The 11370-nt window shown below is 29.6% G+C and carries 11 protein-coding genes and 1 riboswitch; of the genes, 4 read left to right on the top strand and 7 right to left on the bottom strand.

Annotated elements, in window-relative coordinates; translation table 11 throughout:
* The 4 genes from V6137_RS19385 to V6137_RS19370 form a co-directional block, all read right to left on the bottom strand.
* Positions 1-194, bottom strand: a 194-nt coding sequence (locus V6137_RS19385) for a hypothetical protein (RefSeq protein WP_425449615.1), incomplete at its 3' end; no start/stop codon positions are given.
* Positions 195-456: 262 nt separating this feature from the next.
* The gene (locus tag V6137_RS19380; protein WP_425449614.1) at positions 457-1071 is read right to left on the bottom strand and encodes a class I SAM-dependent methyltransferase; all 615 of its coding nucleotides are present in this window, start codon (positions 1069-1071) and stop codon (positions 457-459) included.
* A 122-nt stretch (positions 1072-1193) separates the two neighbouring features.
* Positions 1194-1889 carry a YetF domain-containing protein gene (locus V6137_RS19375; RefSeq protein WP_425449613.1) on the bottom strand — a complete coding sequence of 232 codons (696 nt, stop codon included), beginning with the start codon at positions 1887-1889 and terminating at the stop codon, positions 1194-1196.
* A 115-nt stretch (positions 1890-2004) separates the two neighbouring features.
* Entirely contained in the window at positions 2005-3963 is a 1959-nt protein-coding gene (locus V6137_RS19370; protein ID WP_425449612.1) for a transporter substrate-binding domain-containing protein, read from the bottom strand.
* 300 nt (positions 3964-4263) lie between these two features.
* Between V6137_RS19370 and V6137_RS19365 the strand changes: the two genes are divergently transcribed.
* Positions 4264-4422 carry a hypothetical protein gene (locus V6137_RS19365; RefSeq protein ID WP_425449611.1) on the top strand — a complete coding sequence of 53 codons (159 nt, stop codon included), beginning with the start codon at positions 4264-4266 and terminating at the stop codon, positions 4420-4422.
* A gap of 2 nt (positions 4423-4424) precedes the next feature.
* On the opposite strand, the gene V6137_RS19360 is transcribed toward V6137_RS19365, so the two are convergent.
* The 3 genes from V6137_RS19360 to V6137_RS19350 all read right to left on the bottom strand — a co-directional run bounded on the left by V6137_RS19360 (position 4425) and on the right by V6137_RS19350 (position 8428).
* Positions 4425-5354: a tetratricopeptide repeat protein gene (locus tag V6137_RS19360; protein ID WP_425449610.1), complete on the bottom strand. Its 930-nt coding sequence runs from the start codon at positions 5352-5354 to the stop codon at positions 4425-4427.
* Positions 5355-5541: 187 nt separating this feature from the next.
* On the bottom strand, positions 5542-6225 hold the full coding sequence (locus V6137_RS19355; protein ID WP_425449609.1) for an anaerobic ribonucleoside-triphosphate reductase activating protein: 684 nt from the start codon (positions 6223-6225) through the stop codon (positions 5542-5544).
* 91 nt (positions 6226-6316) lie between these two features.
* Positions 6317-8428: a ribonucleoside triphosphate reductase gene (locus V6137_RS19350; RefSeq protein ID WP_425449608.1), complete on the bottom strand. Its 2112-nt coding sequence runs from the start codon at positions 8426-8428 to the stop codon at positions 6317-6319.
* A gap of 405 nt (positions 8429-8833) precedes the next feature.
* Here V6137_RS19350 and V6137_RS19345 point away from each other — a divergent pair, with 405 nt between their 5' ends.
* From V6137_RS19345 to thiE, 3 genes are all read left to right on the top strand, one after another.
* Positions 8834-9397, top strand: coding sequence for a hemerythrin domain-containing protein (locus tag V6137_RS19345; protein WP_425449607.1), 564 nt, complete (start codon positions 8834-8836; stop codon positions 9395-9397).
* A 48-nt stretch (positions 9398-9445) separates the two neighbouring features.
* A riboswitch (TPP riboswitch) is annotated at positions 9446-9556 on the top strand.
* A 64-nt stretch (positions 9557-9620) separates the two neighbouring features.
* Complete coding sequence (gene thiD / locus V6137_RS19340; RefSeq protein ID WP_425449606.1) at positions 9621-10409, top strand: bifunctional hydroxymethylpyrimidine kinase/phosphomethylpyrimidine kinase; 789 nt, start codon at positions 9621-9623, stop codon at positions 10407-10409.
* A 187-nt stretch (positions 10410-10596) separates the two neighbouring features.
* Positions 10597-11220: a thiamine phosphate synthase gene (thiE, locus tag V6137_RS19335; RefSeq protein WP_425449605.1), complete on the top strand. Its 624-nt coding sequence runs from the start codon at positions 10597-10599 to the stop codon at positions 11218-11220.
* The last annotated feature ends 150 nt before the right edge of the window (positions 11221-11370 follow it).

The following is an 11370-nucleotide window of genomic DNA, read 5'->3' as shown; positions in this document are numbered from 1 at the left end:
TCCCTTTCTCGCTTCTCCTCTTCTCTCTCTTCTTTTCTTTCTTTTTTTTCTTCTTCCCTTTCCTTTTCAATACTTATACTTTTACTATTGCCATTGCCCTTTCCATTACCTTTACCTGCAAGACTAGCCGCCGGTAAAGCCACAACTAATGAAGCTGCTACTAAAACAGTTAGTGAAATTTTTAATCTTTTCATTAAAATTCCTCCTTTATTTTTTATTTCTTATCATAGATATACGATAGCTATGATAATTTTAGGTACCTTTTTTAAAAAAATTCTACAAAAAATTATTCTTTTATTATTTCTTCGACAAATTTTGCATTTTTCCTCTGAGACTATATACCTAGTTTCACTATCAATTAAATTATAATAAGGTTTTCTAAATAATTTATACTCCCCTAATAATAAAATATAGGGTCCTCTCTGGGCCCTATATTTTATATAAAAGTATTTTAAGTTATTTTATTTTTTCCACAATATAATCAATATAGTTTTGCTTAATCATTTTATTATTATACCATCTTTCTATATTTCTATTTTCTTTATATAGGATTTTCATATTGTGAAAGTGCTTATCCCCTTCGTCTATTTCATAATATGTATGTATGACTTTATTGCCATTTTCTTGTTGCATATATTCTCCTCTACCTACTTTTTCACCTATTCCATAACCCTGGTCTTCTATAGATAAAAAGTTTATAAAACTCAGTCCCCCTGGCTTTAATATCCTTTTTATTTCTTCTATAGCCTGTTTTATATCTTTTTTAGTCATATGAAAAATGGTATTATATGAATATATATAACTCATTGATTGGTCAGAAAAAGGTAACCTTCGAATATCTCCTCTCATAATATTCAAATCTAGTTTCCGTTCATTCGCAAATTTATCTGCCTTTTTCAATTGACCATTATTTATATCCACTCCAAATGTTATATATCCATGTTCTTTAAACAGTCCCAGTGGTGGACAGTCCCCACCTGCACCACAATCCAACACTATATTTTCTAGCTTATTATTATTGCAATATCTTAAAAACTTATATAGTTGTGTTTGTCTATAGACCTCTTTCATCAAAATCCCCCTCAAAATTACATGTTAATTATATAAGAATCTTCTGATAATTCTTTAGTATTATTTATTTCTACATATATGTTTAAATTCCTTTAATAAAAAAAAAAATGCTTACTTATAAGTTAGTCTTTAATTTTATCATCATACAAATCAACGTATAGTTTTCCCGAACCATCTACTTGTGCAAACATTATTTTTTTAATATCATCTATCCCTTGGTTAGAAAGTTGACTCATAAGCCAAGATACAGTGAGATTGTATTCCCTTAACTTATCATGTCTTATTACTCCCTCTTCAATGACTATATTCCCTATGCCACTATACTCAGTTAAGACACCTATATCCGAAGGGGTGATCGGTTGTTTATTAGATTTTTTCATGGCACTTATTTTACCATCGGGTTCTAAAAATGCAAACTCCACATCTGAAAGTTTAAATATATTTTTTTCCCTTAGCATAGTGCTTAATTCATCTATATTTATTCTTTCTTTTAATAAATTTCTTTCCAAAAGCTTTCCATTTTCTATTAACATTGTTGATTTCCCATCAAATATTTTTCTAAAGTTACGATTTTTTAGTGTAATATATGAGGTTAATATTTGGAGTATGGAAAATATACTAAGGGCAATTAATGGTAAAAGAAAAGATTTGCTTTTATCTACAGCCATAGAAGCTGTTAAACTCCCTATAGTTATCCCTACTATATAGTCAAAAAATGTCATTTGTGATACTTCTCTTTTCCCCATTAATCTAGCCATTAGAAACAATATAAAATAGGAAAAAAAAGCTCTTAAAGCTATGATACTATAATCAGACATATTTTATATCTCCTTTATATTTGTTATAGATATATTATTTGTTATTCAAATTTTTTTATTATAAAATTTTATAGGAGCTGAATATATTCAGCTCCTATAAACGTCTCTTAATACTTTATTGTTTTGATATTGGAAACATAATGGTCATGGTAGTACCTTCATTTTCAATACTATCCACAAACATTTCTCCATTATTTTCCTTGACTAGTCTACGAGAAATAGCTAAACCAATACCAGTACCCTCTTTTTTACTGGTATAAAATGGGTCAAATACTTTATCTATGACATTACTTGGTATTCCATATCCATTATCTATAATATCTATTATGCAATCATTATCTTTAGCAAAAATATTTATTTCAATAATACCTTGTTCTTCTACTGCATCTATACTATTTAATAAAAGGTTTATTATTATCTGTTTAATTTGATTAACATCTCCCAATATATATATTTTTTCTATTTTCTTAATAATTTTTATATCTTTCTTCTTTATTTCAACTGAAAATAATATAAGTATCTCTTCTATTAAATTAACTAAATCAATCTCTTCTATATTTTCAGTTTTAGGCTTTGAATAATCTAATAGTGTCATTATCAAACCTTCTAATCTATCCATCTCTTTATTAACTATATCAACTGACCCTTGAGATAGGTTATCTTTATCTATTTTCGCCAGCATTAGACTAATAAATCCTTTGATTGATGCCAATGGGTTTTTAATCTCATGGGCTATCCCTGCCGCCAATTTTCCAATGGCCTGCATTTTATCATTATAGTTAATTATATTTTGAAGCTTCTTTTCCCTAGTATAATTATGTAGTAATACTATAACTCCCTCCACCCCATTAGGTCCAGATATGGGAAGTACTCTACAGTCTATATATTGGATATCACCGTTATTTATTTTCCATTCAATATTACTTTGCCATGTATTATTATCATATATCTTATCAAACTCTTTTTTTTCTACTATTTTACTTATGGATAGATTTTCCCAAAATTCTCCTAACTCGATTTCATTATCTAACAAATTTTCAGCTGCTCTATTAAAAACTAATACCTGCCTATCTTGATCTAGGGCAATAATACCACTACCAATTCCCTCCAATATTTTTCCCCTTAATCTATTACTTCTATCTATATCTTCTTTTTGGGCAATTATTTGCTCTGTTCTTTTTTCTACTTCTGAGGATAGTTTTTTGTTCCAATACATATTTGCACCTATTAATAAAAATGCCATTAGTAATATTATACTAGATACTATAGCTATAGTCTTCCATTGGGAATTATCAGTGAATGTCTCTCCAAACCATTTTTTATAAATCTTATCATAGGTCCCATTAGCTTTTATATTTTTTAATCCCCTATTTAATATGTCTAATATCTCATTATTATCTTTTAACGTAGCTATGGCATATTCGGTTGTATTTATAGGGTCTCCCACTATTTTTACTTTATCTAGCTGTCTTTTTTTCTGTAAATGATATAATCCCGTTAATCTATTACCTATAAAAGTATCTACTTCATTGTTTATAAGGGCTTCTATTCCTAATTTCTGATTTGTTTCCGTTACAATATTAGCATTTTTTAAAGTCTGTAAAAGTTCATAATTTATATCATCTTTTTGAACTGCTAACTTTATATCCGATAGACTATTTATATCTGATATAAATGCATTATCTTTTCTTACAAATATCCTTTGATCACTTACTAATAATTCATCTGTAAAGCTATATATATTTTTTCTTTCTTTACTTTTAGCCATTCCTTGAATAGCATCTACTTTTCCTTCTTTTAAAGCTTTAATAGCTTCCTCCCATACCATAGGTATAATTTCAATATCTAGTCCCTCTTCAATGGCAATGGCTCTAATTATATCAATATTAAATCCTTTATATATATTTTCTTTAGTTAAATACTCATATGGCGGATAATGTTTATCCCCAGCGATCTTAATAGTTCGGTGAAATCCATCTTTCCTTTTATTTGCTAAAGAGGTGTTCAAGAATAGACCTACTAATAGTATTATAACTATAAGTATTGATATTAAATTTCTATATTTGAATCTCAAAAATCAACCTCCTTTCATCCCGTTTAATTGTAAATAGTATTATAGTCCCATATAATTATGGACTACTGAAACCATTCGACACAGTTTTATATTTTCCTTTATTTTTTTCGTTATTACTTTTCATAATATTATTTAATAATAAAGTAATAGGGACTAGACATGCCTAGTCCCTATTACTTTAAATTTTAACCTACTTTTATCTCTATTTTAATATAAAATTTACTAATTGATATTATTATTTAATTGTTAATATAACCTTTGAATAGATTTAAATTTTCATAACCCAGGGAGGTTTTAATAATGAAAAATTATATGTATACAATATTATTTAGCCTTATTGTTGTAATATTTATAGGAGCTTTTAAGTATAGTAATAACAATATATTTTTGTTATTATCCCTAGGTACTATTATTATTTCCTTTATAAATGAAATAATTTTTGTTGTAGAAGATCATTAATATTACTTAATAAGTTCTACAAATTCTTTATTATCCTTAAGATTGTCAAAATCTTTATCATTGGCAATAATTTTTTTAAATCTAGGATATAATTTTATTGATATTTTCAGGTCTTCAATAGTCTCTGATATTTTATTTAATTTTGAATAGCAACATGCCCTATTATAATATAAAAATTCCGCCGATGGATTATATTTTATACCTTCTGTTAATGATTCAATTGCCCTCTTATACTGCTTACTTTCAATAAATATAACCGATTTATTTAAATAAGAATAGGGATAATTGTTATTTAATTCAATGGATTTATCATAGTATTTTACTGACTCTTCTAAGTCTCCTAATTGTTTTTTTATTACTCCCTTATTAAATAATGCCTTATAGTAATATGGATTTGTATCTATACTTTTATTTATCATCTCTAGAGCTTCTTCATACATATCTAATTCTTCATATATAGCTCCCAAATTATTATATGCCATAAAATCGTATGGAGCTAATTCTATTGTTTTCTTGTAATATTCTATCGCCTTTTTCTTATCTTTTTTTTCATCATATATATTGGCTATATAAAAATAGGCTCTATCATATTCTTTGTCTATATCAATTGCTTTAAAATAATATTTAAGGGCAGTATCCCTTTCCTTTTTATCATCATATATTATAGCCATACCATAATAGGCTCCTGCTTCCTCTGGTGCCTTTTCAATTATCTTTTCATAAGTTTCTAGCGCTTTATTCTTATTACCTATTTCATCATAGATTAGAGCTATATCATATAAAATACTAACTTTATTCTTTATGTTTTCAGTGAATTCTAATGCTTTTATATACGACTTTAAAGCTTTTTCTTTATTATCATCATTGTAAAAATTCCTAGCTAATATTAAATAATTCTTTTTCTTGTCCCTTAAGTTTATCTTTTTATCCATGATACTAAAACACCTCAAATATAAATATTAATTTTTCTTTTATAGTATAACACATAGTAATACTTAAATTCAGCTTGTTTACAAAGTATATTTACACAAGTCGTATTTTCAGTGTCTATCTATTATTATACCTAGCAGTATTTCCCCTCTACATCATCTGGACTTTATCATTTATAACCAATTATACTTAATTTCTAATCTTAAAATCTAAAAATAAATTGCTAATCTTTTGTTTTAAATCTTCTAATTCATCCTTCGTAAAAGATGTAAATTTATTTTTTCCATCTAATATAGTATCTCCATCTTTAAAATTTTGAATAATATATCTTTTAGCTTCTTTAATTTCTTTAGATATATCTATTATATCATGAATATCTAGTAGTTCTTTACAGACCGTAGTTCTAAATTCATAATCAATATTAGACTCTATTATAATATTTATAGTTTTATTAATATTCCCTATATCTACAGTAGTTCCTGTAACCTCATTATATTTTTTAAAAGGTGCCTTTATATCCATAGCTATATAATCTAGTAAATTTTCATCTATTAGTTTTTTAATAAAATTTGGGTTTGTACCATTGGTGTCTATTTTAACTAAGTAACCTAATTTCTTAGTCTCTATTATAAAATCATATATACCCTCATGTAAAGTAGCCTCTCCTCCAGATATACATACTGCATCTATCATTTTCTTTCTCTTAACCAGATACTCTATAGCATACTCCATCGATAATTTATCTCCCCTATTGTTCACAAGACTACTATTATGGCAATAGGGACACCTAAAGTTACAACCTCCTGTGAAAAATACAGTGGATATCTTCTTAGGATAATCTATAAACGATGATTTCTGATGACCTCTAAACATTTTATCCCCCCATTTGACCTTTTATGATTTCAAAGGGACTAGGCATGACTAGCCCCTACATTTGTAAAGGTATCCCTTATGGGATACCTATTTACACAGCCTTATCTTTTTTTCCTTCTAAACTATAATCAGCATCAAACTCTACCCTATCTTTATACTCTTCTTTTTTACCTTTATTCCACGATTGCACCGGTCTATGGAATCCCACAACCCTAGTCCAAACCTCCGATTCTTTTCCACAATCAGGACATGTGAAGTGTTCTCCCTTTAAATAGCCATGATCTGGACATATACTATATGTTGGACTTATGGTCAAATAAGGCATTTTGCTATTTTCAAATACCTTCTTTATAAGAGCTTTCCCGGTCTCCTCATTATCTATTTCCTCTCCTAAAAATCCATGGAATACAGTTCCTCCAGTATATAAAGACTGTAGCTTTTCTTGAAGTTCCACAGCTTCAAATATATCCTTTGTATGTCCCACAGGTAACTGTGTAGAATTTGTATAATAAGGTTCCCCTTCCCCTTGGGTTATAATATTGGGATACATTCTTTTATCCATTCTAGCAAATCTATAGGCAGCTCCCTCTGCTGGAGATGCTTCCAGATTCCAAAGACTTCCTGTTTCTTCTTGGAATATCTGTATAACTCGATTCATAAATTCCATAATTTCAATTGCAAATTCATTACCTTCTTCTGTAGTTATATCTTCCCCTAATAAATTTAAACAAGCTTCATTCATACCATTAAGACCTATTGTACTAAAGTGGTTTTTAAAGAACTCCCCTTCTCCATCTTTTATACCCTGTAAATAGAATTTTGAATATGGGTATAATCCTGCATCCATATATCGCTCTAATAATATCCTTTTATTTTCACATATTTCCTTGGCTTTCTCCATCAATTTCCTTACTGACTTTTTAAATTCTTCCTTAGTTTTTGATAAATATCCTATTCTAGCCATATTTAAAGTTACTACATTTATACTTCCCGTTAGAGGATTGGCTCCAAATAAACCGCCACCTCTCCTTCTCAGTTCCCTATTATCAAGTCTAAGTCTACAACACATACTTCTTACATCCTCTGGATTCATATCACTATTAACAAAGTTTGCAAAGTAAGGTGTTCCAAACTTTCTTGTCATTTTCATGATAGAATCTACAACCTCAGAATCCCATGGAAAATCATTTGTTATATTTATTGTTGGTATAGGAAAACTAAAGCTTCTTCCCGCTCCGTCCCCTTCCATCATAACCTCACAATATGCTTTATTAAACATATCCATTTCTTTTTGAAATTCTCCATAGGTCTTATCCATCATTTTTCCACCTATAATAACATTAGTATTTTTAAGCATGGCATGGGGCTTTATATCAAGGGTAATATTAGTAAAAGGTGTCTGGAATCCTACCCTAGTTGGTATATTTAAGTTAAATACAAACATCTGTACTATTTTTTTTACTTGATCATACTCTAAGTCATCATAATAAATAAAAGGAGCTGCATATGTATCTAGAGAGCTAACTGCCTGGGCTCCTGCTGCCTCTCCCTGAAGGGTGTATAGCCAGTTTACAATTTGTCCCAAAAAGGATTGTAAGTGTTTTGCAGGTGACGACTCAATCTTACCACTGGCACCTTTAAAGCCTTTTCTAAGTAATGCTTCTAAATCCCATCCACAACAATAGGGAGCTAGAAGTCCCAAATCATGTATATGTAAATCTCCATTTATATGGGCATCCCTTAATTCCTTTCTGTATATCTTATTTAGCCAGTATTTTTTAGTTATTGATTCCACTATATGGTTATTCAGTCCCTGTAAACTAAATCCCATATTAGCATTCTCGTTTATTTCCCATGCATCTAGGGAAACATATTCATCAATTAGCTTTTCAGCATCCATAAATAGATTTTTAACATCCCTTAGCTCTTCATGCTTCTGTCTATATAATATGTAAGACTTTGCTGTTTTTGCATGGCCCTCTTCAATTAATACCTTTTCCACTATATCTTGTATATTCTCAACCGTAGGTATCCCTACTCCATAGGCCTCCTCCACAATTTTTGCAACAATTACTGAAAGTCTCTTAGCCTCTTCTCTATTGTCTCCACCAACGGCTTTAGCAGATGCAAAAATAGCTTCTTCAATTTTATTTATGTCAAAATCAACTATGTCACCATTTCTTTTTTGGACTCTTGTTATCAAACTATCAACCCCTCTATATTGTGTTTTCCGATTTTTAAAATCATATATCTTGTATAACGACATATACTATTTTAAGATAATATATATAATAATTCAAATCATTTATTTCTTACTTAAGGTCATATTATGACTTTATGTCTATTAAACTTAAAAATGCTTTTTTATAAGTGATAGGAAATTATCATGACCTTTATATTTTTTCACTGTCTATTTTAAAACATACAAAATCCTTTATTTTTCAGCATTTTATAATTTAGTTTTATGTTTATTTATATTGAAAATGGATAAAAATAATAAAGTAGTCCTATATGAACAAAGGTGCCTTTGGTACTTCTTTGTTCAGTGCAAAGTGCAAGGTGCAGGGAGCAGAGATTTTGTAATATAAAAAATTAAGGATGTGATTTTATGAGTAATGTAAATACAATAGATATTTTAGTTAGTGAGCATAATAATATCAAAACTATGCTAAAAGTTGTAAGAACAATGTGTCTAAATATACTAGAATCTCAGGAAGTTGACTATGAAGACTTCTATACTGTTATTGATTTTATAAGAAACTATGCTGATAAATATCACCATGGAAAAGAAGAAGATATGCTTTTTAAATATATGGAGGAACAACTGACAGAAAAAATAGGAGAAGGTCCAATACAGGGCATGCTTATAGAGCACGATTATGGTAGAGCTTTTGTATCTAATTTAGAGTTGGCACTAAAGGAATATGAAAAGGGAAATAATGAAGCTAAACTAGATATAATAGCCAATGCTATAGGCTATGGTAATCTATTACAAAATCATATACATAAAGAGGACAATGTTATATATAGATACGCAGAAAATAATTTATCAAAAGAAACTTTAAATAGATTAGATGTAGAGTTTAAATCCTTTGAAGAGGATACAGAACATATACAGCTAAAAGAAAAATATAAAGATTTAATAAATAAGTTATCAAATAAATATCTATAACTATAACTTTATATTTACTTACCTATATGTTAATATATATTTAATAGCTTAATACCCTGGGGAGCTAGATAGGCTAGCTGAGAAAAGGACCCTAAAAAGTCTTTGACCCTTAAACCTGATCTGGATAATGCCAGCGTAGGAAATAGTTTATCATTATGCATAAAAGCATAAATCCTACTAAGGGATTTATGCTTTTTTATTTTGTTATAAGGGGGTTTTAATTATGAAAAAAGCTTTAACTATTGCAGGCTCCGATAGCTGTGGAGGAGCTGGTATTCAAGCAGATATAAAAACATTTTCTGCCCTGGGGGTATATGGCATGAGTGTAATAACCTCTGTTACAGCTCAAAATACCCAAGGAGTATTTGCAGTTGAAGATATGTCAATGGAGATAATAGGTAAACAAATAGATGCAATCTTTGATGACATAATTGTAGATGGAGTTAAAATAGGTATGGTATCAAAAACCGATACTATTAAAGTTATAGCAGAAAAATTAAAGAAATATTCTGCTAAAAATATCGTCTTAGATCCCGTTATGATTTCTAAAAGTGGATTTGATTTACTAAAATCGGAAGCAAAGGACACACTAATAAATGAATTACTACCATTGGCAACAATAGTGACTCCAAATATTCCAGAAGCCGAAGTTATATCCGGTGAAGATATTAAAACTATAGGAGACATGGAGTCTGTATCAAAGTCAATATCTAAAATGGGTCCAAGATATGTACTCCTTAAAGGGGGACACCTTGATGGAGATGCCATAGACGTGTTATATGATGGTGAAAATATACATCATTTTAATTCTAAAAGAATAGCTACTAAAAATACCCATGGAACAGGATGCACACTATCCTCTGCCATAACTTCCTATTTAGCAAAGGGATATAGTATAAAAGATGCCATTAAAAATGCCAAAGACTACATAACCAATGCCATAAAGTACTCTTTAGATATAGGCAAAGGAGTAGGGCCTACGAACCACTTTTTTAAAACAGAGAATAGATAATATAGAATAAAGAATAAATAAGGAAACCGTGGAATGAATTCCACGCTACGGATTTCGTTGTTTGGGGATTCGCAATCCCCAAACCAATAAAACTAGGAAAAATAAAAAACTGTGGGATTACGAATCCCCCAGTAACGGCAAATTTAAAATTCCGAAGCCACAGCTTCGGCAAAGGGGGTGTTCTCAATTGAAAAAATCACAGGTAAACTATAGTTTATATTTAGTTACTGATAGAAAGCTACTGGGTGATAGGGATTTATGTAAAACTATAGAAGATGCCATAAAAGGTGGTGTAACATTAGTCCAACTTAGGGAAAAAAACACCACTACAAATGGGTTCATAAATATAGCTACAAATGTAAAAAAAATAACTAATAAATATAATATTCCATTAATTATAAATGACAGAATAGATGTTGCTCTGGCCATAGATGCAGATGGTGTTCATGTTGGTCCCGACGATATGTCTATAGATATGGCAAGAAAGTTATTAGGACAGGATAAGATAATAGGTGCTTCGACTAATTGTGTTAAAGAAGCTCTGGAGGCTGAAAGTCAAGGTGCCGATTATTTAGGAGTTGGAGCCATGTTTCCTACTAAAACAAAAAATAATACAGAGGATGTTTCCATAGATGAATTAAGAAATATAAAAAAATCAGTTAATATCCCTATAGTTGCTATAGGTGGTGTTAATGAAAAAAATGCAAGTTCTGTAATAGCAGCAGGTATTGATGGTATTGCCGTAGTGTCTGCTATATTGGGAAAAGAGGATGTTTTTCAGGCTTCAAAGGGGCTTAGAAATTTAGTTTAAGGTTGGCAAGGGTAACTTTATCATATAGACCAGCTAGTAAAAGTCAAGAGTATTTAAGTGAAAAAATTTAAATTCTCTAATATTAAATTTATGCACGACAAAAAGACCTTTGAAAAACACGAACAATGGCCAAATTTAGGCTTTTAAAAT

The organism is Dethiothermospora halolimnae (assembly GCF_037577855.1).
GTDB lineage: Bacteria > Bacillota > Clostridia > Tissierellales > VENL01 > Dethiothermospora > Dethiothermospora halolimnae.
This window is presented reverse-complemented; position numbering and strand designations above follow the sequence as displayed.